We start from the raw sequence: 24,204 nt of genomic DNA, 5'->3' as shown, positions 1-24,204 counted from the left end.
GACTCCTAGATACGTCATTTAATTTAGGCCGCGATAAAAACAGAGCAGCATCAAGCCTATCTATCAAAGATAATGCTTGACGGCTTAAATATGCGTGTGTTTTTATCAGCCTGTTGGCTATTGGCTATTGGCTATTGGCAGCAATATGCCAAGAAGTACTCCGGAGAATTACATCTCATCATCTATTAAGCCATTGTAGGTTTATCCACGTTTTTACACAGAATTCAACCTATTGACACAATAATGCTTTCCCTCATCATTGGCCGCTAGTCTTTCCGTTTTTTTGTGCTTTCCTTTTATGAATAAAGATGCTGATCCAAGGCACGAGAAACTACAAACTTATGATTATCAGCCTTCTCCTTATTTTCGGTATAGTGACTGGGTATATCTCAATTATGGCTGCAGGCGGGGGCTCGCTGCTATTGGTGCCAGTGGTGAGCTTCCTAGTTGGACCGCATCTTGTTGCCCCAATCTTGACCACTGGAAACGCTATTGCATCACCCTTTGGGCTTTATTTCTTTTGGCCCTATATAAACTGGAAAGTAGCCCTATGGCTACTGCCCGGCATTATCCCCGGTGCCATTCTTGGTGCCTATGTTTACACACAGATGCACCCTTTATTAATAGAGTTCCTTGTCGGGCTATTCTTACTGTCGACCATTTTTCAGTATGGTTTTGGCCATAAAGAAAAATCGTTTGTTATGCGTATTCCGTATTTTCCTATATTAGGATTTGTCACCACACTCTTCTCGTCAATTATTGGCGCTGTCGGACCCGTGCAAAATCCTTTCTTTTTAAATTATGGGCTTAATAAAGAAAGCTTAGTCGCCACGAGAGGCGTTAGCTCTCTAATGATGCATTCCACGAAACTCGTTGCCTACTTTCATTTTGGCGCCCTAAATCCAGAGTTGATTATTTTTGGCGTTGCAATTGGCCTAGGAATAACGTCTGGAATGTTTATTGCGAAACATTACCTACAAATAATAAGCACCCAGAGATTCAAAAATTACACCCTTTCAATTATGTTTTTCTCAGGATTAATATTGATTTTTCGTGTTGGCGCGCAATTGCTGGAGACGGTTTCAGAATACCTCTAGCGTGATCAGTATCACACCCTAAAAACAATAGAAAGAAGGAATAACAGCGATCAATCGAAATTAAGCCACGCCCCCACCAACAAACAAATTTTTCCCGGCTGACCAGCCTTATCGAGAGGCTCTCAAGTAACTGAAGGCATCGTAATATTTTTTAACCCTACGTAGATCCGACTCCCCAAGCAGCTTCAACCTGGTTACATCTAGATTATCCTGAAGATCACACATCTTAATTTTAGCAGCAAGATTATTTCCTTTAATTTTTTCAATGTAATCCATATAACTCTCCCCATCTTGCTTGGTTAGACAAGCTAAAGCATCGACAACCCTGCGGGAAAAACCATAGCTTTTAAGATCCTCAACACCCGTACTGCTATCTTCTAATACATCGTGTAGCACAGCAACAATCTGTTCCTCTTGAGAAGACATTTTTAGTGCCAAGCGTAATGGGTGCAGTATATATGGCTTACCGGATTTATCTTTCTGACCAAAATGGGCTTTATTAGCAATCATAATTGCTGTATCTAAATCAGACATCAATTTCCCTCCCCTTTACCCTTTAAGTAAAGCTCCCTAGAGATCGCCTCCCCATATAACAGTGCATCATTGAATAAACGGTTATCATGCGGAACAAAATCTAAAGACTCACTTTCACCATAAAACTTTCTAAATATTTTTCTTTTTTTACCCCCCCTTCGAAACATAACAGACTCGTATGGATAGTCAATATAAATATCCTTAGCGTCTAAGTTACTACTCTTTTCAAATGGCATTACTATAGGCCTGATTTTGTTATAGTAATTTTTACTTTCAGATTCTATTTCTTTTCTGCGTGGATCATCCACCTCTAAAGACCGCCACCTTTCATAATATATATGTCCTTTTCCTCCTTTTACAGGGGCCCACTCTTCTATCGAATCATATGTAACTTCCCCCAACAAGATCCTTGCTATTTCTGGTGCTTCTTTTGCGTAGATCATCTCGGGTGAATTCACTTGTATTTCTCCGGTTAAACCAATCCTTGTTTCGATTTTTGAATTGATGCCACTGTAACCCAATGGATCTCGGGCTCCATCTATAACCTTTACACTGGCACCTTTAGATCGAAGCAGTGCAGCCACTGTTGGAATTTTATCCTGAGAAACGATAATTGTATTCCTCGCCAGATCACTTATACGCGTTGGATCACCACCATAGTCATTAATTATTTTATTTTGGGCTCTCTCTAGCGACTTAATTGGCACTTTAGCAACTAGGCCATTCGTCCTGGCGGCTATTTCATCCGCTAAAATATCAATTTCCATTTTTGCCGCTGGTGCCTTTGCATATATCTCATCAAAACCCTCAATCCCATTACAATCTAACCCCGGTGGATGAGCACAAGTAACCAGATTAGACATAGAGCGACTTTTATTTTCCCTATCCCATAACCTATTCAGATGCGGCTGGCTACTCCCTCCGTATTGTCGGCTATAGTACTTGGGTTGTTTATAATACAGCCTGACTTCTTCATCGGACCACAGACTCTGAAAGGGAGCAGGCTGGTCCACTCGAATACTATCGAACGCGATAATATTGTCATAAGGCTTATAATCATGGCGCCATGACGATTGTGCTTCCTGGCTGGTGAGGTTTTTACATCTATCACCACGGCAGGTAAGGAAACCGACTTTTACATAGGTGGCATGTTCCCCTTGCTTGAAATCAGCTGTGGAAACGAATGAAGTACGAGCATTGAAGGCGGGAGGGGATACAAATGGTTTGGCATTACGACCCTCTACCTGAGTCAACTGATCATAGATACCGTAATTGGCACTATTAATCACTTTGCAGTGCCCGGTGAAATTTTTTCTGGTGATATTAAAAGTTAAGAGGATGCTGGGCTGTACACCAACGCGCAACCACCGTTTTGCCCCATCAACATCAAGGGCTCTTGGTAATGCCTGAGACGGTAAATGCCACGCACCTATAACCAGTCGGTTTTGTGAGCCTCCAGACTCAGCAACAGCATGTGACGGTACCAATAGGGCTTGGATTGAATAAATGACAAGTAGAAATACTCGGCAATAGAATACTGAACAGGTTCGCATTTACCAACTCCGCCAGCTAAAACTAAGTTTGTTTATAGTTTAGCTGGGCAGAGAATTGCACTGCTTGAAATATCCAGAATTACAATCACATAAAGCGTTTAACAAATTAAAGAATCGACATATTACGTCGACTAGTAGTAGCTAGTCAGTCAGATGGCCAAATCCGGCCGGAAAGGTTGATTGCGATAGCTACTCACCCAGAAATGTTAGACAAGGGATATATCAACAATGGCGCCTCATAATAACCAGTCAATTGACGCAATGTTTAAACGGACAATCCGGTTGTGCCGATAGCTCTAGAAGTACCAGAGGTGTCAAACATAAGACACACAAAAACTATGCATAGTCAAGATGGCAGTGTAAGAGCTTCTCGATCATATTAATCACCTCCAGAGCACAGACTGTAACTTGTATTTAGCATGAGGTAAGCTGTCAGTCTTTTTTTGAGTATTCGGAGTTAAGAGAAAGATATTTCCTCCGAAATTAAACAGCGAAGTCATTGAACTGCAGATAACCACTACTCATAGATTCTGGCAGCATAGATAATTTCAGCAAAAATTTTCCAAGGGACATCCTGAGGAACATCTCTACCTAGATTTATATAATAACCATCCATATCTTTGGACCAGGCTGCCATCGCCTCAAGAAAGCTTTCTAAATCCGTATTCTCCCAATTTGAAGCATTTTCTTTATAATCATCAAGGATATCCATGACAAATTCAGAAAAATCGCTTTTTGATCCAATCTTTTGAAGGCTTTCATCTAAATTGAATTCTTTCATAAATCATCCTCTCGTATATGAATGGATGTACCATCATTGCGACTCGTAAATTTAAATGATCGTGTTGCAATCTCTAATGGTGTGGCAGGCCTTACGCGTATCGGACTTCCAGCTTCCTGGAAAGCTTTGAGCCTTCGGTTATCTAAAGAGTAAATTTTCCCAGCACGGATCAACACCCGTATCGGAGGTACATCATCTGCTGTTAATTTTCCACTTTTAAGATCATATGATAAGTCTCTAACTTTCTGGCCATTTTTAAAGGTTGACTTAATGCTATCCTGAGTAAATCTGATCGCCTTAGGGTTCATCAATCCCTCTCGAATTACTCCAACTCTTGTAGTTGTTACCCAGTCGCTATAGACCCTAGAATTATTGCTTTTGAAGTAGGCTCGGATACGATATTGGTAAGAACCACTTGCCAATGGTGTACCCCCCTCACCTGTCAGGGTTATTGGGCCAACACTTGTTCCCGAATAAATGCTGGTCCAAGTTGAGCAGTCATCTTTACATTGCTCAATTTCATACCCTGTAACTTTTTCAGCAGAATTGGGAGTATCCCACCGAAGACTGATAGTCCCCTCTGATTGCGAATTGTCAGTGGGCGTGATTAAGGTTAAAGGTATTGGTTGCAGAAGCGGCAATACTATTTGCTCTCGCTCCTCCCCTCCTCCATAGGCGATAACATTAATTGGTGCGGGAGGAGAGTTTATTTCATTATTTTGCCTACCCTTTGAGCAGCCACCACAACCAGAGCTACTAATGAACGCAGCTTTAGAACCCAAAAATTCTATAGATTGCCTTTTATAATAAGGCAAGCGCTGCGAAATTTTAATGGATCTCAACCAAGAGTTAGCAAGTCCTCCTGCTTGGCTTATTGTTGTAGCACTTGCGGCACTTGGATCCCCTAAAATAGAGAAGCATATTGTCACTGACTTAGTATCGATCTTGTCGAAGATCGTATTGAGATGTCTATAGCAACACCGGCTTATATCGATTGTGTATATATAAATCGCACTGTTAGTAAGATAACCGGCCCTTAAACAAGTACTATCTTTGCTGCCTTGTGCCTCCCTCCTAAGAGCATCAATACCACCCCCTACATCTAGTGCATGGGCAGACACTTTAATCTCATATTCACCTGATTTTGAGATTATAAATTCAGAGTGGCTGCTGGCAAAGACTAGAGAAGAATGAAGAAAAAAGAATAAACACAGAATAAAACGTAAACTTAAAGACACAACAACCACCAAAAATTCTGCATTAGTGAAGGTGTATGGTTGAGAAACGCTCTTAAGCTACCCAAAGCCTATTTTCTAAACGGGAATTATAGGTTAAACCGGAAGGGAAATAGTGAAGCAGAAGGAATATACAGTCAGATTCCAAACAGGCTTATTTATAGACCATGCAGCTCGATCCACATGAATTATGATTAACAAACTGAAAAGTGCGTATTTTTCACTCTATGCAAAAGCTGAATAGTAATAACGGTGTTATTGCGGAATGATAATTGAAGGCGTAGCCAGGGGAAGAGTGTAGCAGGCTCCCCATTTTAAATAGAGAGCCTTAACGTTATGCGATGGAAAATAATTCGTGAAAGTCATTTCGATTTTTCGAAAACTAAAATGGGAAAGCCCGGCTTCCGCCGGGCCCCATCATCACAACTTCCCTACAATATTCACAAACACCCCCTGGCTGTCGTAATCCAGCTGGGTGAGATCATCAGAGAAGTCGGTAAAGTTATAGCCCACCCCCAGCTTGAGGTGATCGCCGATATGGCGATATAGGCCAATTAATGCACCGCTCTTACTATCCTGGGCATCGGGTAAGTCGAGCAAGCGGCCTTCAATTAAGAGGTCCCAGCGTTTTACAAAATGCCAGTCGGCACGCAGCACGTAGAGGCTGGCACGGCTGTCGAAGAACTCTGGATCTTCTCGGTCGAGGCTGAGCTGGCCGAGGCGATAGGCGTACTTGGCACCCAGAGTCCAGCGGTGGGTAAGATCATAGCTGGCGTCTGCGGAGAAAATATGGCTCTTTTGGATAAACTCCGCCGAGGTGTTCTCTACCGTAACCTGATCTTGTGTGGGTACGTTATAGAAATAGGTGTATTTCAATAGCGTATTGAGGCGGTCGTGATTGACCGGGCGGTAGGCATAGCCCATAACGGCTTCGGTAAACTTGCCATCGTAAAACTCGCCCTGGGAACTTTTACTATCGGAGTAATTGAATTTTCCGACCAAACGCCAGTCGGGATTGAGTTGATAACTCAGGGTATTTTTCAGCAGCCAGGTATCACGCTCAGATTCCAACACGGTGTTTTCGTCCAGTGCGGTTTCCATGGCATCGGTGCGGTATTCCACAGCAGAGGCGAGACGGATTTCGTCCAGACTGTAGCCCATATTAAAGCCAAGGGCGTTGCGCTCGGTTTCAGCACCGGTACGCGGGTCTTCCAAGGTGCCCGCTTCTACCGTGGTGCCGTAGGTCCAGCGGTCGTTGGGCGCCAGGTCCATACCCAGGGCGTGGGTCAGACCAGTGGATACGTCACCGTGGCTGTAGCGCTCTTCGCCGTACATGCTCAGTGTATCGGAGTAGCGGCTGCGGAAACCGGTACTCATATTACCCTTGCGCGCGCGTACGCCGGTATCACTGCGCTCGTTATCGAGAGTGTAATTCATGTAAAGACTGGTTCGGTCACTCACCAGGAAATCCGTTCCCAGGCGCGCGGCCATGCCGGTATCGCCACTGGAGACTTCGCTATCCATGGTGAGACGATCGCTCACCCGGTAGGCGCCACCCAATCCCACACGATTATTTTCCTCACGGGTGCCCGTCACCTCCATGGTGCCCTGCACAAAACCGAAGGCGCTCCAGTTTTCACCAGAATCGTAACTGGCCTCCACGGCCATATCCGTGCGGTCACCCTGAGTTTGCGTAGCGGCAACCACCGTGGAATAGTCCTCGCGACTGTCGGTGCGCACCCCGGAGCTGAGTCGCCAGTGGTCATTGAGGCGATAGCCGAGCATCAGGTCTGTGGCACTGGTGTGCAGCCCAAATTCCTCTTCTTTGTTATCCGCCTTGAGTCCTACATCAAAGCTTTCACCGAGAGGCAGGTTAAAACCCGCTCCGAACTGAGTAGTTTCGCCCTGGGCGAATTGACCGGGGCCGGAAAATCCCGCTTCGCGCAGCTGGTGATAGAAATTACCGGAACCACGCAGGCTTTCGAAAAAGTCACTGAGCTGAAAACTGCCTTCTACCTTGCTTGCCCCCGCTGAGGCCTCAGGGTCGAAGATTTGACCATTGTCAAAAGTGAAGCCGCCATCCAGAGAGCTTGTGCTATCGAGGTTGCCGCCTTCGCTGTTGGCCACTTCAACTTTTAGCCAGCTGCCGGCGGTTTTGCGCAGGGTCAGATCAAAGCCCTGCAGAGCGGTTTCGCTGTCATCCTCATCCTGTTGCGTACCGCTGATACCCAGTTTTACATGGTCACCAAACCAGTAGTGGGCGCGCCCACCAAAGGCCAAGGTGTCCATATCCTCAAAACCGGGCGTGTATTCGTAGCGGGCCACCAGGTATTGGGGGTTGCCGTTATAGGAGCCATCCTGAATCAACAAATTATCGTTAGCCAGGGCGGACAGAGGCTTGTTCAGCAGTACCCGGCCTTGAATATAATCAACATCGTAATCAATTACCGGGGAGAGATTTTTTACGGCCAGTACCAGGCCGGAGTCTTTATCCCGCACTTCAACACGCAGACGCTCGGAGCCGTTGAGAATATCCTGGTGGCGCAGGAAATACAGCGAGCCGCCAGTTCCACGGTATTCATCGCGACCGGCAATGGTACCGGGCTCAGCGCCGAAGGCATCCACCTGCAAACGCTTTTCTCCGAAGCTGGTCATGGCATCACTTTCGAAGTGGCCGTTGGCTCCATAGAGCGCACGGTCTATCTGCGCCAGTTCATTATCGGCATAGGTGGCTTTGAAGTTACCCCATAGACCGTAGTCATCGTACTTGGACAACTTTACATAAAACTTGCCAGAGGTGGGGGCGTCTTCAACGACGGTGGAGTCATCGCCGAAAGTGGGGTAGTAGAGGTCGCTGTCTAATCGACGGAAAAGTGCCTCAGGGGACTTTTCCATAAAGTTGGAAAAAAGATCATCGACCGGCCCCTCTTCGGTATCGGCACTGGCGGCAAGACGCCAACCCTCACCGAAACCACCACTGGTGTAAAACGCCAGGCGGCCATCGTAGCTTACGGAATTGTCGTAGTGGGTTTCATCGCCGGTCACCAAGGCTGCGGGGCCATTGGTTTTATCGTAGCCGATTGTGAGGTCGGCAATACCCACGGTGAACCAGTCGTTTTTGGCAAATTCCAAATCGCGCAGGAACAATTCACCGTTGCCCTCGTCATCCAGAATGGCCACTTCAACAGTGTGCACACCGGGGTCAAAAATCTGCTCGGCCACAAATTGCCCCTGGTCATTGACCGGCACCGGATTACCCGCCAGCCATACCGTATGGTTCGACGGCACCTGAGCGCCGTTGACCAGCACACTGTTGCCATCCAGGGGAATATTTCGACGCGCTAAGCGATTCTCGCCGTAGCCCACCAAAAGCTCTTCGGCAACATCCACGTCCTCAGGGGATTTCTCTACATTGTCCACCAGCCACAAAGTCTGCTCGGCGGTTTCATCAAAGCGGCCTTTTTTATCGTATACGCGCAACACGTAGTGCAGTTTTTTCAGCGGAGCTTGAAATTCGGTAAATTCCGCAAACCACTCTCCTTCTCCGTGCTGATCCAGAGGCACCACGGCAACAGGGGTATCGCGCAGGGATTGCCCATCCTCGAACAGGCGCACCTCGGCCCAACCAATAAAGGAGGGGTAATTGGTATAGCTGCGAAATACTACGCGGTTATCGGCCACCTCGGTGTTCGGGTTATCCGCATAGCGTATGGTGTTGGGCCAGGCGGTAATATTCAGGCGCGGCTGCATTTTTTTGTTATCGAAGCGGAACTGGATATTGGCATTATCCAGGGCCACATCGGTACAGCGCTGTAGGTCGGCGGAATTTTTATAGGGATCGTATTCCGGGCTGCCATCCACGGTGATACGCATTAAATTGAGTGCGTAGGGATTATTGGCGATGGCCTCGCGGTTAATGCGCTCAATTTCCAGGCGGTCGCTCTCTGCCAGGATCGCCAGCTCATCGTAGAGCACCTGCACTTCCACTCGCGCGCCTTCATCCAGGGTAAAGCCGTTGGCCACTACATCGTCGGATTGCACATAGCCGCGCCCCTCGAATTCCACCTGGGCATCTTCGAGATCGAGAAGGTCTTTTACTTGCTCCATTGCGCGACGGGCGCGAGCGCCGGACAGGCCGACATCATCGCCGTAGACCATGGCCTCGCGGCGTTCCATACGCTTGTTTTCGCTGTAGCCGATAAAGCTCAAACGCACATTGGTCTTGCTGGCAATTTCCCCCATAGCGGCACGGATTTGGGTTAACTGTGCCTGGGTAATAATCGGATCGCCGTTATCAAAACGGATCGGAGCAATATCTCCACGCAAAGATTCATGCGCGATGGTAATGGTTTCCGCAGCCGCCGCCTCCGGGCAGGCCTGCACGCCATCTACCGCCACCTCAAGTGGATCGTCGTACCAGAATTCCACTTCCACACGGCGGTTAAGAGCGCGGCCCTTGGGGGTATCATTGGCGGCAATAGGCTGGCTGGCCCCCTTGCCGCTGCTCGTAAGCATGACATCCGGCAGGGCCAAAGCATCGCGCACCGCCAGAGCCACACGGCGGGCTTCGCGGTGGGATTTTTCCAGATAAGTATTGTGCTGCGCTTCAGAGCTTTCGCCTACCTGCAGCGGCAACGCATCGGTATGACCGACAAAGTGCACAACCAGATTATTTTTGTTCGCCAAATTGGCACGCACTTCGCGGATGCGCCGTATAAACGCTTCCGGCAGTTGCGCCTGCCCCGCCTGCCAGCGCAGGGGTGTCACCAGGTTTTTTAGGCGCGCACGCTGCTCGCTGCCGGCGGTATAGTTGAGCCGGCACACCGTTTCCTGACGGCACACTTTCACGCGGTTGAGTGCCAATGCCTCGACGCGGGCGCGAGCGGCCATGGCCGCTTCATCCAGCGCATCGTAGATCACCTGCACCTGCACTCGACGGTTCAACGCTCGCCCGGTTGTGGTGATATTGTCGACCATCGGCTCTACATCGCCACGGCCCTCCACCGCAATCATGTCCTCTGGAAGATCCAGGGCCTGCTGAAAAAAGTCCGCCACCCACTGAGCGCGCGCCCGAGTAAAGTCTTCTTTACTCTCAAAGCCCTCCATAAGCTCTTTTTTTATCGGGTCGGAATCGGTATGGCCGATAAAGTGCAACTTGAAATTGGGCGTTTCACCCAGCTCGTTCAGTTTCTCCCGCAATACTTCAATGGCTTCCGGGGACACTTCATCATCCACAGCGGAAAACTGCAGTGGTTCGATAAAATCTTCCACCACAATCGGGTCTAGCGGGGCAATAAAAGACCCCGCATCCTGTAACCACTGTTTTGCAGGCGTACCCAGTAACATGGTTTCTGTGTTACTACCGATGGGCATTTCTTCAAATCCCGCCTGGGGCTCCTCCACTTCTGGAGACAAACCGGGAATTTTTTGCCACACCTGCCACCAGCTGGTTTCCGGGGGCTCGCCAATATCCGCATCGGCTTGCTGCTGCGCCTGAACGGGCAGCGTCAGGGCCAGAGCGATCGCTGTGGCGAGACAGCGATCGCGACGGCGAAAAATACGGACCATTTTTTCCATTGAAGTCATGGAGCCATTGGTGTCGGATCTGCGTGCATCAGGCCGACCCAATGTATTGCGCTCTTTCTTGCACTCTGCAAAGGACATTACTCCCAGCCTCCTTTGCTGGGCGGCGCTCCGCGCCGCCAGAACACTTCAGTTTCAATAGTCAATTCGTAGTCGCCATAACTGCGCGCCCACTGCTCGGCAATATCGGCCTTAATTGTCTGCAAACGCTCTTCCACCAAATCCGGGTCTTCATTTTCCGCGAGGTAAGACAGGCGCAATACCGAGGGAGCCTCACTGAGTTTCTCCAACAACAGCTCTACACGGGACTGCCACTGGGGACGCATCTCGGTAGTGCCCGGCTCGAATACCGCCTCGGCCATATCCAGGCGCACCACCCGATGCAGGCTGGCCCCAAAGTTAAACTTCACCATCTTGCCTCGGGTCGCACGCACAACACGCGGGTTTTCTGTGGTGAGACGATAGCCGCTGGGCAGGCTGCGGTCGTCGAGCTTGAGCACAAAATTGGAACCGCGATCCGCATTCGGCACCACCGCACAGGTAATGTGGAAGCGACCGTGGGCGTCGGCGGTGGCATTCAGGCCGGTTGCGCTAACCACTCGCGCACCGGGTAGGCCGCCTTCACCGGCATCCTGGTAGCCGTTCATATTTTTATCGTCGAAGACTTTGCCGATCACATCGGTACAGTCGAAAGTGGGATCCGGCACCACACGCACAGTAGCCGAGGCTTCACCGGAAGCCACCTGGCCGGAGAGCTGGTTATACATGCGCGCGCGGTTAACATATTTGCCCTCGCCCACACCGGAGCCCACCACCAACAGCAGTTTCAGCTCGCGGGTCTGATCGGCTTCCACGCGCAGGTCAGACCAGATCAACTGCAGCCCATTCATCACCGGCTCCACCGGTTCACCATCGAGGCGTGCCGAGCCAGCCACGTACTTAAAGCCCGCGGGGAAGAAATCCACCAGCTGCAAATCCGTGAGTGGTATCGGCAGGGTGTTGCCAAAGGTGATGGTATAGGGCACCAGCTGGCTGCGTGTCACATTCAGCATGGCCGCAGTTTTGGTAATAGAGAGCGCACCTTCGATGTGCGGGTCCATAGCGATATGGTTATTGAACAGCTGGCTGTCTCCCGGAATCTGCTGATCATCCAGGGTCAAGCGCAGGTAGTAGTCCGTAGCCGCATCGCGTGCTTCAATATCCAGCGGTGGGTGCCAGGGGGACTGCTGCACTTCACAGTGCTGCGCGGTGCCCGGCACCATGTCGGCATTACTACCCAAACAGGCGCCCACATCGAAACCTGCCGTTTCTTTATTGGTCTGTGCCGGAATAATCAGAGATTCCCCGCCGACAAAATTGTCATCGGCGATTTCCACCTGAATCAGGTAATCGGCGTTGGCCGGACAAGCCGCATCATCGAAATTGATATCGAACTTGTAGTAGCCGCCGGCACGGGTCACCTGGCCTTGCTGTTTTTCGTCATCAAAACAGCGAGCTGGCAATTCCTGACCAGAGCTGGCTCGCAGCATCGTCAGAGCGGCGCCGCTCATGGCTTCACGCAGTACCGAGTTATACACTACGCCGTTGGGGGTAAGCGGCAGATTGAGGTTCTGCGGATTGGCTCCAGAGCCCACAAAGATCTCGCGGATACGCTGCGGACCATTGCTGAAGTCGGAAACCGGGTTACCCAAAGAAGCGCTGGTTTCCGTGGCGTCCGGTGCGGTGTAGCGCATCTCATAACTGGAACCGCCGGTACCATTGGGCATAAGCCCCTGGAACTGGAAGTAACCTTTTTCATCGGTTTGAATGGTTTCCAGCAGCGCATCGTTGAAATACAGATCCACGGCCCAGTTCAACAACAGGCGTTCGTCCGTATCCGCCCGATTATTGAAATTCACATCGTGCCACAGGTAACCCGCCAAATTGGCGATACCCGGCGTGCCCCCCACATCGATGGCAACACTGGCTTTCTCACTGGAGAAAGGTGTACCCCACTGTACTTCGGCGGTGTTCACCACTGTGTGGCCGATGGCCAGATCTTTGTTGAGCGTGGCGTGGAAGCGCAGAGTGACGGCGGCTCCCGGTGCTAAATCGCCATATTGGTCAGAATACGCCGCTTTGAGTTCAGTGCCGTTAACGGCAACGCCCTGGGGGCGGCCATTGAGCAGAGCGGAGCTGTCCACATAGCGGAGGGCCGTGCCGGCAGTGGCCAGGTCATCGATGATAAGGACATCGGATGCGGGTACCGCACCGATGTTTTCCACGGTGACCAGATACTCCAGCTGTGTGCCGGCCTCGGCGGCACCGCCACCGACGACCGCGACTTCCTTCACGATCGACAGCAACTGTGCATCCCCAACAACCACCTGGGTGGGCTGAGTACCATTGGTCGGGTTGCCATCGGCATCGGTTAGGGTCAGCGGTAAATCTTCTGCGGCAACGCTGCCCTGGTTGCTGATTACGGTACCGCGCGCTGTACCGGCATCCACCTGTACATCGAAAGTCACGGTAGCGGTGCGCCCAGTGGTAATCACCCCTTTATTCGCTGCAGGCAGGGGTGGCGTCAGGTCACTGGAGGAAACTGCCAGACCAGCGGATAGCGGTGAGCTGCCATCGGCGAGGTCTGTCAACACAATACCGTTCAACTTGGTACTGCCAGCCACATAAGTGGTGTTCGCCGGCACCTGATCGGTCAGTGCTACCTGCAGAGCATCGACACCGCCCGCGTTGCTGATAGCAATGGTGTAACGCAACACATCACCGGGATCGACCAGCCCGGCCGAGGTGTTGTCCACGGCGATCGCCACGGTTTTGTGCGCGTTCAATAGCGGCACATCGCCGACGATATCGATCGTGGGATCGTTGGCGGCCGGGGTTGCCGGATCATCCGAAGGTGCCTCTGCGGCGGGACCGCTACCGGCACCATCGGCATTGACGAAGCCCTGGTTGGAAATCACCGTGCCGTCTTTGACGTTATTGATGGTCACGTCAAACGTGACTTCGAGGGCTGCGGCGCCGGCACCGACAAAACCAGCGGCTTCACCGGCGGTATTAATCTCCATACCGGCGGCCAGGGGCGAAGCACCAGCCACATCGGCAATAGCTGTACCATTCAAGGTGGTAGAGCCGGCTACATAAGTGGTGTTGGCCGGCAGCTGGTCACGCAGGGTTGCGTTAACCATGTTTTCGTTACCGGTATTTTCCACCCGCAGGGTGTAGCGCAGGATGTCCCCAGCCATCAGCAGGTCGGCATCACCGGTTCTATCGGCAGAGGTTTTCTGTACCAACAGTACAGGCTCAGATTCGATCACAATCTGGGTGGGATCTTCATCGCCACTCACATCGGCATCATCAACACCGTTGATATTGGGATCGTCACTATCCTGCAAGAGCTGCCCCGGCAGTTGCGCCTGGGCCTGGTTTAGCACCGCCGTGCCGCTATCGATCACCTCGGCCAGAGTGACTTCGTACACCAGCTGTATCGCGTCACCAGCATTGCCATTGGCGGCCAGATCCAGATTCTTCACCTGCAGCAGGCCACTGCCGTGTGTGCCGGCCGAGGCATTGGTGCCACTGCTGTCACTGCCCGCCGGCGCCGTCACCAATTGCAGTGAGCCCGATTGGAACAGCGGCAAGTTGTTGAGGCGACCCAGATCATCAGTAATTTCTATACCGCTGACATCCACACCACTGATATTTTTCAGCGTGAGGGTGTAGCGCAGCACTTCTGCCGGGCTGGCCGCAGTGGCCGGGTTCTGTCCACGGCTTATATTTTCCACGGTTTTGTAGAAAGTTACCTTGGGCACGGAGGCATTTACACTGAACACATCCTCGTGATCCAGCACGGCCGGAGTGCCATCGGTGGGCGCCGGGCGTGTGTACTGGCGCGCTTGCGGTGCACTGCTATCCCAGCTGTGCCAGAGCTCTACCCCAGCGATATTAGTGAGCGTGTCACCATCGCGGGTATCCGCATCCAAAGTGGCATCGTAGCTCAGCCGTAGGTGATGGTCCGCAGCCAGCATTGCCCCAGCACCCATAGAGGTCAGGCTGAGGGTACAGTTGGTCCCATCAAAGGTCGCATTAAAGTCGGTGCCTTCGGTCAGCGTGGCCACCGCGGTACCCGCCCCATCAATAATTTGCGCGGCGAAATTATTGGGTGGCGTTTCACACATACCACCGGGATTATTGTCCGGCAGAATATCGGTCACCGTAATATCCCAGGCCGGACCCGTACCAATATTGTGTAAATCCAAGGTGAAGGTACCGGGCAAACCAGACTGCACACTGGCGGGACCGGTTTTGCTCAGAGTGATTGCCGTGGGTTCCACCACCTGCATATCCAGAGTGGTATTCCCGGCACCGGCACCCTGCCCCTGGGCCGGGTTGTCATTGTCGTAGTTGTAGCTGTAACTGGCGCTGTTACTAAACGTCAGGCCATCCACATTGGGCGGGTTGCTGTCGCGCAGACGCAGGGTGACATCAATCACCACCTGCTCACCCGCCGGTACATCAATACCGTTAGAGCTATCGGCAATAACTAATGCCGTCGCAGAGCCTGTATTTTGCGGAGTAAACGCATTTTTCCCGGACACTTTATCCGCGCGGATAAATTCCAGCTCCGCCGCCGAAGCACTCAGATCGAGCAGCACACTGACATCGTGCAAAGCCGCTGGCTGTGGCGTTTCTGGGATGGTGATGCGGTAATTAAACGGCTCGCCAATGGAGGCCGTTGTCTGAGCATTTTCAATCAACAGCGGAGCGGCGTTGGGGGTATTGAACCGCACACCCACTGGCGCCGTGGGGCCATAGTCCTCACGCATATCCACGCTAACCGCAGTCGCGCCCATAGATGGCAAATTATCGTTATCCAGGGAGTAATAGGTTTCGATATAGGCGGCATTTTGCAGATTGAGACCCGCCCCCAGATTGGCGTCCGCCTGTACGCGGTACACCATCTGCAGAGTTTGGCCGGGATTAATGGCATAACCCGAGCCGGCAGAGAAATCCCAAACCGCCGCGCCGGTGCCACTATCGAAAGTCAGCCCTGGTGCAGCGACCGCGGCACCGTTCACACTAATGGACTGTACGCTGACACCGCCCTGGCGCAGGCCGAGGGGAATCAAATCTTTCAAGACCGAATCGTAGGCCGGCGCTGAGCCATTGTTCGTAATGGTAATGGTGTAATCGACAAGATCCCCGGCAGACAAGGTGGTACCGCCGACGGGATTAGCCGTAATCGCGACCGCGAGATCCGGCTGTAACAGGTCCAGGGTTTCATTGTCATTGCGCGTTTCAACACCCGTAGCGGCATCGAAACTAAAAGCCACAGCGTTCGTCAGCGCCGTATTATTGGCCGGCCAGGGGTGTACATCGCGGTTTAAGACCCGCGCGCGGTAGCGCAGTACAAATTCATCGTTAGCCGCATTGTTGTCTCCCGTATTGAGCAGGCTGGCGATATTCCAGCTGAGCGTGGTCGGGCCCACGGCGGGATCACCTGCCTGAACCGGCTCGGCGACATCGCTGTGTACAAAGGGCGCTGAAGCTGCGAAAGGTGCGCTGGTATCGCCATTCATCGACAGAGTGCCCGCGAATACCATGCCCTGCGGCAGGGTATCGACGAACTGTGCATTCGGGGCTGTCCCTTCGGGGAGCGATAAACGCAGCTCGTATTCCACCAAATCACCGACACGCAACTGCGCATCCCCACTGCCGTAACTGTCGTCGACACGGGTTTTGCTCAGGGTACTGTCATTGGCAGCATTCAACTGTGCAGCGATATTTTCCAGCACATAATCATTTAAACCACCGACACCATCAGCACCGTTGCGCTCGTGAGGACTGCTGTTGTCTTCATCTAGGCTGGTCCACTCGATACGGGCATCGGCGGATAGCGTGGCCGCGGCCAACACCTCGTCCAGAACCACGGCATCAAAGACCAGCAGGCTGTTGTTACCGGCAGCGATATCCAGGTCGCTATTGACTCGATCCCAGACCAGGGTCTGCGCGGTATTGATCCCGTCGCCAGTCACCGCCGGATCGGCTTGGGCGGCACCGGCAACAGTCACGCTGCCGGGCACAAATTGCAGACCGAGAGAGAGTTGCTCACTGATAGCCAAATCGAAAGCCGCGGAATTCTGCGGGTTGCCCGCAGCGGCGAGATCCAGCGTAAAGCGCAGAATATCCCCCGCATCCGGATCGTTTCCGGGGTTGGTTTGGTTGGCCACCGTATTGGTCGCGGACAACTCCGGCTCGACAATGGTCAGGGTTGCTGCGCTACCGACACCGCCGGCCTGTGCAGCTCCACCTTTGGTTGCGGCATAGGTATAACTCGCTTCATTGTCGAAGTTATGGCCCGCTTGAGCGGTGGCATTATTCGCCACCCGCGCACGCACTTCAAAAATGGCGACGTCGCCGGCCGGAATCATATCCAAGCTCAGGGCGATATTGTTATTACTGGTGTTATCGGTAAATACGCGACCGTTAATTTCCTGTAACTGCACCAATGTCAGGCTGGGGTCCAGCACATCAGTGATGGCTACATCGTGAATTGCCGCAGTGGTCGCACTGCCAGGTACTTGGATGCGATAGACCACTTCTTCGCCTACGGCGGCCGTTTGTGCCGTCTGCAAGGTTTTCTGTGGCGGAGTGACCGCAGTGGCAACGGTGCCCATCGGATAAGGCGTAGGCAGGGGAACCGCCGCGTACTGCTCGGCGCTTTTTGCCGGAAGCGACCAAAATTCATTGAGCGTAAAGGTGTTGACCCAGTTTTCACCGCCGCCGATATCTGTGTAAAAACCAATATCGTAATGAATATCCAAACAGGCGCCCGCTTCGATCGGCACCTGCAAAACAAACTGCATAGCGTCACCGCGATTGGCCGGCGCGGTATAACCGTAGTCGGTGCCCTGGATCAGCGCTGTCCCATCCAGGGAAACCCGCAAATTGGCGATGGAGCCCTCATCCATCTGGGTAGCCAAAGCATCGGTCAGAGACAGATCGTAGGCTGGGGCCAAACCGGAGTTGCAGGCGTGCAGGGTAAACTGCATAACGTCATTGGCCGGGTCCACATTCATATGGGAGCTGGGCCAGGTAGCATCACTTTTCTGGAGGCTGTCAATTACCGGCTGCAACACGGTAATGCTGGCGCTGTCCTGCAGTGTACTGGCAGCACCGGTGTAATTGAGTTCAGCGGTATTGGTCAGGGTTGCGGTGGGTGCGGCAATACCCGCTCCAGCAACAACCTTGGCCGTGTACTCGATGACAAAGTGATTGAGATTGCCGAAATTACTGCGGATATCCCCCAGATTCCAAGTCACCGTGCCGGTGTCTCCCGCCGCCGGTATCGCAATCGCCGAGTAAGAATAATCGTTGAGGTTATCATCGTAGGGCGCAGCGGTATCGCCATTCACGCTGACAATAGAGTCGAACGCCAAGCCGCTCGGCAGCGTATCGGTAACCGCCACTGCGGGCGTGGTGCCCGCCTGCAGGTTTAGCGTCAATTGATAGGTGACCGTATCACCTACACGCAGTGTGCCCACCGGCGTGGCGGTATCGGAATCCGCGATCACCGTTTTACTCAGGTTGGTGTTATCCACCGTATCGATACTGGCGTTGGCAGGGCCCACACAGTAATCATCTGGTGCCGAAGTCGCCGGACAACCGGCGCCATCGCGCTCGTAGGCCCGATCATTAATGCTGCTGTTGTCGAGGGAGGTCCAATCCAGCATCACGCTGTTGCTGATGGGGGAACCGAAGACCCCATTTACCTGGGTGCGATAGGTGATTACCAGGGTTTCACCCAGTTGCAGATCCAGGCTGTTATCACCGTTATCGCGGCCCCATACCAGCGGACCGTTGGGCGCTGCCGCCGGTGTGGCGACAAAGCCCGGTACCCCAGCACCGTTAATTTGTGCGGTTGGAGTAAAGCCGGTATCCAACTGCAGCTCCGGCGGCAGTGTATCAACCAGGTTCAAATCAAACGCGGCGGCACTGGAGGCCCGATCGTGGGCCACGGTAATTTCGTATTCCAACACGTCGCCACCCACAGGCAGATTGCCGGGGTTGGTTGCATTGCTGACGGCCTTACTTACCGTCAGCAGCGGTTCCACGACCGTAACCGCTGCGGTGTTGTCATTGAGGTTTTCTGCCGCTCCGGTTTCACCATTGCTGTACGCCACCCCTGCACTGTTACGACGGGAATCACCGTCATTGGTGGCTAGGTCATTGGCAATACGGGCGAAATAGGTAATTCGAATCCGCGGTTCCAGAGTACCGCCGGCGCTGTCATTTTCACTGGCGGTATCCACGCTGCCGATATCCCAGCTGGCATTGCCGGCAGTATTATCGGCGGGGAAGCTTTTAAACGACGCTTCACTGGGCGCACTGCCATTAATCGTTTCAATACCGACAAAATCGTAGGTGATATCGTAGTCACTATTGTGGCTAAGCACATAGCCTTCGGGACTGCCCAGTTGGTCGGTTACCACTACATTCTGGCTGATACCTTCCGGCAGACGAATTTCCAACTGGAATTTCTTGTGGGCGCCAATGGTATTCACCACAGCCGGCTGCAAATCGGTTTTATTAAATTGCAGCGGCAACACCTCTGTCTGGGCGCTGGCATTGGTTTCGTAATCGTTGATTGCGTCGCCGCCATTGGGCAATACGCCGATACGCATACCGTCGGCGGCACCATCGTTGCCAATGGTATTGCTGCTGTTGAGTGCAACATCTTTACCCGGCAGGGACTGCCAGCGAGCCTGGATAGTGTTATCCAGAATTTCATGGGGCTCTACGCCCGGCTCTACGCGTACATCAAAGGTAAACGTCTTGGTATCGCCCACGGCAATCGTGTAATCCGCATTGTTGCGATTCCAGCTAAAAATCGGTGCATTGGCACCCACAGAAGTGACATCGACATTTTGCGGCGGATCATTACCACCGACATTGCGCACGTAAACCAACTTGGTACCGGTCAGGTCATCCAGCACCTGCAGGTTATAAGCCGCCGCAGTGCCGGTATTTTCCGCGGTAACAGTTACCGTGAGAATATCGTCCGCATCGCTATGGGTTACGGCGAAGGATTTGCTGAGCTGTATCTTCGGCTCCAGCACGGTAATTTCATGGGAGTCGAAAGGCACTACGATGTTTCCACCAGCCTCATCCACATAACTCACCTGGGCGGAGGTATAGCCACCACCATTACCCAGTAGATCGCCATCGTCGGTATTGCCGCTGTTTTCAATTCGCGCAATAAATTCCACTGGGAAATCAAACAGACTGCCGGTTACCGTGGTGAGTTCCTGATCACCAAAATCCCATTCCACATAATCCGCGGTACCGGTGCTGGTACAGGTCGCACTAAATGTACCACCGGGAATAAAACCGGCCGCATCATAGGGCGATGCGTTGAGGTTGACGGTTTGCCCCTCAATACAGCGCATACCCGCCGGCAGTTCATCGCGAATCACAAAATTGCGCAATTTAGCCGCCGGTATTTTCGCCGTTAACTGATAGCGAATTTCTTCACCCACAACCGCGGTATCAGCATTAGTGCCACTGGCAGTACCATTAGAAAACTCTAGGGCCTGCTTCGGTTCCGCTTTTACTTCAATAATCTGCATACGCGCTTCGGCATCGGCCGTTTTATAATGACGCGCGCGGCCTGAATCGGGTTTGCCATCGCCGATTCCATCATTATCCGCATCACTATCGATTTGCGTGGCAGTCTGGTGCCCGAAATCCCCTTCCAGGCTGTCGTAGCGGGCATAAAAGGTATTAAGGAATGTTTGCAACGGCGCTACGGAACGATGCGGCTTAACCCGATAATAAAGCGTGACCGAATCACCGGGATTAATTCGCTCCAGTGCTGTGGAATGCTCGTAGGAAAAAGTAATAATGGCTGGCGTACCGCCATCGCTACAATGGCTCGCCTCGGAATAGTTATTTGCACCAGTAGTGGTACCCACTAGACCGTCATCGCCGCTATTGGTCTCAGAGGAACCATCACCATCATTATCCAGGCTATCGCTGTCCAGAGCCTGTACACACATTTGTCCAGTGGGATCGAGGGTATCGGTTACCACTAGATCGTAGGCTGGTGCCCGGTTTACACCGCTATCGGAAGCACGATTCGTCAGAGTCAGGCGGAAAATATAGGTTTGGTCACGGTGGCCTTCGTTGGTGAAGTCCACAAAGTTGGTACAGCTGGCACCGAGGCCATACAAGCTTTCGTTACAAACTTTTTTATCGATTTCGATATGGGGTTCGGAAACCGTGACGGACTCTGACCACTCAGTAATATCCGGGAAACCCGGCACGGTGGTCGGTACGCCATCAATATTGGTCAGAATACCGCTGGTATTATAGTTGTCCACCACAATCGTTTCGGTATCGAATACCGCGGTAAATTGTGCACGCGCATAGTCGGTACTAATGTTCGCATGCTGGTTGGGATCTGTGTTCTCGGTATCCACCGGGTCATTCAGCAATCGCGTGGTCATGTCTGCAAGAAACCAACGGTTGCGCAAGGTTATTTTAGAGGTAACCTCCCAGAGGAAATCGGTCTCACTCAGGGGAATATTCAGCCCCCCGCTTTCCACAATATCGCCGCTGGGAATAACAACACAGTTCGCCTGGGAGATTGGGTGCGGCAAAGTAACATCCGCACAATTCAGTGACGCGTCGGCAATATAACCCTGGCCATCCGGCAGATCATCGTGCATATCGATATCACGCACTTCGATCAGGGTGAATCCGGGTGTGTCAAAACCAAACCAGCCACCGGCCTGGATTTCGAATCGACACTCTTCACCGATCAGAACGCTACTATTGGGAAACCCTGCTTCTGCCGTGAGTTCGTTACATTCATCCGAGCGCTCCTTCACCAGGTTAAAGCCCATCACCCGCGCACGCATACCGTCGAGGGTGTAGTTATTAGCAAGCTGCTCCTTGGGTGTTGTTTCAGTCAGCTCTACTGGATCGGGGGTACCCAGAGGGGTGCCATCAGATAGGGTAATTTCCCCCACTACATCGGCACGGAAAGTAAGATCGTCGTCAGTGGCTGAGTGGTTTTTCTCCACTTGGAAGACAATCCGCTCCGTCTTGCTGGGCTCAATCACGCCATCCAGGTTGGAGCAACGGTAAACCATGCCCGAAGCCGGCAGAAAATCCGGCTGATTCCACAGAGGGTGTTTCGGCACTGTGCCGGGATTGGGTTTACCGACAAGTGTACATGCCCGGTCATTGGACAGTACACGCATGGCTTCACCAAAGGTGACATACACATCGTAATTATCCGCATCATGACCACCATTATTGGTCACATCTACGGTCAACGCGGAGCTACCCACATCCCGCACAATATACAGGGGGTGAACGGTACTGATATCCAGGTCTTCTGGATCCGGTGTTACCGACTGGTTTTCAACCTGTGTAGGCGGATTAGTGCTGGGGCAGAAATCCTCATAGTCAATGGTTAATACATTGTCAGTAAGGCGAATATTGCTATTTGGGTCTTTGCCATTGCCTGCCGACTCCTCCTCCACATCAAGATCAGCCGCCTTGTCGAAAAAGCTGGGTTCCGTAGTAACAATTCGAAAACGAATTTGTATTTCATCTCCCTGACGCATCATATGCTGCTGATCCGGATAATTCGGATGTACAGTGCTACTCAATAGCCGAAACTCCGGCTTGTTGGTCAGAAGGGAATCGGGATCCCACTTCGTTTCCTCCCATTGATTATTCCTGTCGACACGCCACTGTAGAGTATCTACTTTACCTGGATATGTAGCGCTGTAATTCGCTCCATGACCGTCAATGCCGCGGCGCTCGCGGGTAATTTGCGGCAAATAAGTGGTATCGACCACATACTCATCCGGTAAGTCGCTGACGAACTGGATATCCTTGACCGATCCACGGGTCTGGTTATTGATAGTAATGGTTACAAAGCCGGCGGAACCCAGAGGTTGGCTCAAGTTGGTGCCGGTAATAACCTGGGTGATATCTAAAACATCATTAACTCGCGCATACATCGCTTCGGTATCAGACCCTGGTCCAGATCCCACAGCCGGGGAGGAAATCCCCCCCACACCAGTATCATCATCAATTTCACAACCCCACTGCACATCAGACACTGTATTAGTGCCATCGCTACAGGAGGTATTTACTTTACCCACCAAATAGATATTCAGGGTTGAGTTCGCCGGGATATCGGTTCGCCCAGAACCGCCAGAGAAGCTGCCGTTAAGCTCAAAATTATTAATATTATTACTGGCAGAAACACAGCCAGTAGCACCGGGATTATTCCCATTATTATTGGCAATAGATAATGCCGCAGTTTGACTTGAGCAAGCATAATTGATGTCCATATTCGGATTGGTCATCAAATCATCGAAGCGCACATCCTGCATATCTGCAGCACCACCATTCGAAATAGCGATACGCCAGATCACATCGTCATTGATATTGCCGTAAACATTATTGGTGTAATTGGTCTGACCCGCATCGATATTGCGCCCGCGCTTATCGATAGAAGGCAGCGGCTCACGGATAGCCAGCTCCATGCTGTCAGTATCTATGGCTGAATCGCCACAATAATCAAAAGAGGCCGTTGCATTGATAGTGCGATTGTTATTGACCAGATCCTCTTCACGATCAGCCCTACTGCGCACACCGAAAGTAATTCTCAAGCTCGTATTTTCATTGCGCGCGGCAAGTGCGGAAAGATCATTTTGATCCCAACGAAGTGTGGTACCGCTGATGGTAGGTTCGCTCAAAATAGCGCCAGAGCTCACCCAGGTGGAACCGGGAATATATTCCAGTTGCGAAGTCCCCAGATTTTCGGTGACTACAATATTCTCAATATGCTGAGTCCCATTAAAGCCACTGCGGATACCGGGTACATCAATTTCAATCGTAACCTGGCCATCACCACAGAGTTCACACCAGCTATTACTGTAACTATGATCAAGAATATTGAAAAAACTAGGATTGTCAGGCGACGAGGGGCAATTGTGATCCGCTCTGGCCTGCGACGAAAATAAAACAGCCCATATGCACAGCAGCACTAAACCAACAAGTGCATTACTCCAGGATTTCCGTCCAATTACTTCCGACATCATCGTCACTTATCAGCCGCCGCTTTTTTGTTTGCAAAATCCTTGACAGGGCCCAAAGGCACCGCCACCGCACAGGGTTTACCCGGTGCGCGAACTTTACTTGGAGGAAGAAAAAGTGGCCGTGAAGCAGGTCATAAATACCGCTCAGATAAGGGAACTTTTTTGGGGGTTGCCAAGTGGTTCTCAAGAGACCCCTGGGGAGCTGAGGGCAGGAAAAAGTAGCAGGAGGATTCCAACAAACGCCGCAAATCCAATTTAGTGAAGCCAAAATGACCCCTTCCCGCTGGCGCAGGAAGGGGGAAC

7 protein-coding genes are annotated in these 24,204 nt (G+C 51.8%); 1 reads left to right on the top strand and 6 read right to left on the bottom strand.

What is annotated here, in order from left to right; translation table 11 throughout:
* Positions 1 to 341 precede the first annotated feature (341 nt).
* Positions 342 to 1,097, top strand: a complete 756-nt coding sequence (locus tag Q1A69_RS06510) for a sulfite exporter TauE/SafE family protein (protein ID WP_299582881.1) — start codon at positions 342 to 344, stop codon at positions 1,095 to 1,097.
* A gap of 108 nt (positions 1,098 to 1,205) precedes the next feature.
* Here the strand turns inward: Q1A69_RS06510 and Q1A69_RS06505 are convergent, their stop codons facing one another.
* The 6 genes from Q1A69_RS06505 to Q1A69_RS06480 form a co-directional block, all read right to left on the bottom strand.
* Positions 1,206 to 1,631 (bottom strand): GTP pyrophosphokinase, encoded by a 426-nt coding sequence (locus Q1A69_RS06505; RefSeq protein ID WP_299582879.1) that lies wholly within the window; start codon positions 1,629 to 1,631, stop codon positions 1,206 to 1,208.
* On the bottom strand, positions 1,631 to 3,184 hold the full coding sequence (locus Q1A69_RS06500; RefSeq protein ID WP_299582876.1) for a hypothetical protein: 1,554 nt from the start codon (positions 3,182 to 3,184) through the stop codon (positions 1,631 to 1,633). The genes Q1A69_RS06505 and Q1A69_RS06500 overlap by 1 nt, the downstream gene beginning before the upstream one ends.
* Positions 3,185 to 3,701: 517 nt before the next feature.
* Positions 3,702 to 3,965, bottom strand: a complete 264-nt coding sequence (locus tag Q1A69_RS06495; RefSeq protein WP_299582874.1) for a hypothetical protein — start codon at positions 3,963 to 3,965, stop codon at positions 3,702 to 3,704.
* Positions 3,962 to 5,203, bottom strand: a complete 1,242-nt coding sequence (locus Q1A69_RS06490) for a fibronectin type III domain-containing protein (protein WP_299582872.1) — start codon at positions 5,201 to 5,203, stop codon at positions 3,962 to 3,964. Before Q1A69_RS06490 ends, Q1A69_RS06495 begins: the two co-directional genes overlap by 4 nt.
* A gap of 417 nt (positions 5,204 to 5,620) precedes the next feature.
* A complete protein-coding gene (locus tag Q1A69_RS06485) occupies positions 5,621 to 10,864 on the bottom strand; it encodes an OmpA family protein (protein WP_299582869.1) in 5,244 nt (1,747 codons plus the stop codon).
* A complete protein-coding gene (locus Q1A69_RS06480) occupies positions 10,864 to 23,901 on the bottom strand; it encodes an isopeptide-forming domain-containing fimbrial protein (protein ID WP_299582866.1) in 13,038 nt (4,345 codons plus the stop codon). The genes Q1A69_RS06485 and Q1A69_RS06480 overlap by 1 nt, the downstream gene beginning before the upstream one ends.
* Between the last annotated feature and the right edge of the window lie 303 nt (positions 23,902 to 24,204).

Origin of the sequence: uncultured Microbulbifer sp., from assembly GCF_947498635.1 — a bacterium.
Classification (GTDB): domain Bacteria; phylum Pseudomonadota; class Gammaproteobacteria; order Pseudomonadales; family Cellvibrionaceae; genus Microbulbifer; species Microbulbifer echini.
Note: the sequence above shows the minus strand (reverse complement) of the source record. Positions and strands in the feature narration are given on the sequence as shown.

Bases quoted from the DNA above. Each gene is read 5' to 3' on its own strand.
- Q1A69_RS06510 (WP_299582881.1), top strand. From the start codon at position 342: ATGATTATCAGCCTTCTCCTTATTTTCGGTATAGTGACTGGGTATATC.
- Q1A69_RS06505 (WP_299582879.1), bottom strand. From the start codon at position 1,631: ATGTCTGATTTAGATACAGCAATTATGATTGCTAATAAAGCCCATTTT.
- Q1A69_RS06500 (WP_299582876.1), bottom strand. From the start codon at position 3,184: ATGCGAACCTGTTCAGTATTCTATTGCCGAGTATTTCTACTTGTCATT.
- Q1A69_RS06495 (WP_299582874.1), bottom strand. From the start codon at position 3,965: ATGAAAGAATTCAATTTAGATGAAAGCCTTCAAAAGATTGGATCAAAA.
- Q1A69_RS06485 (WP_299582869.1), bottom strand. From the start codon at position 10,864: ATGTCCTTTGCAGAGTGCAAGAAAGAGCGCAATACATTGGGTCGGCCT.
- Q1A69_RS06480 (WP_299582866.1), bottom strand. From the start codon at position 23,901: ATGTCGGAAGTAATTGGACGGAAATCCTGGAGTAATGCACTTGTTGGT.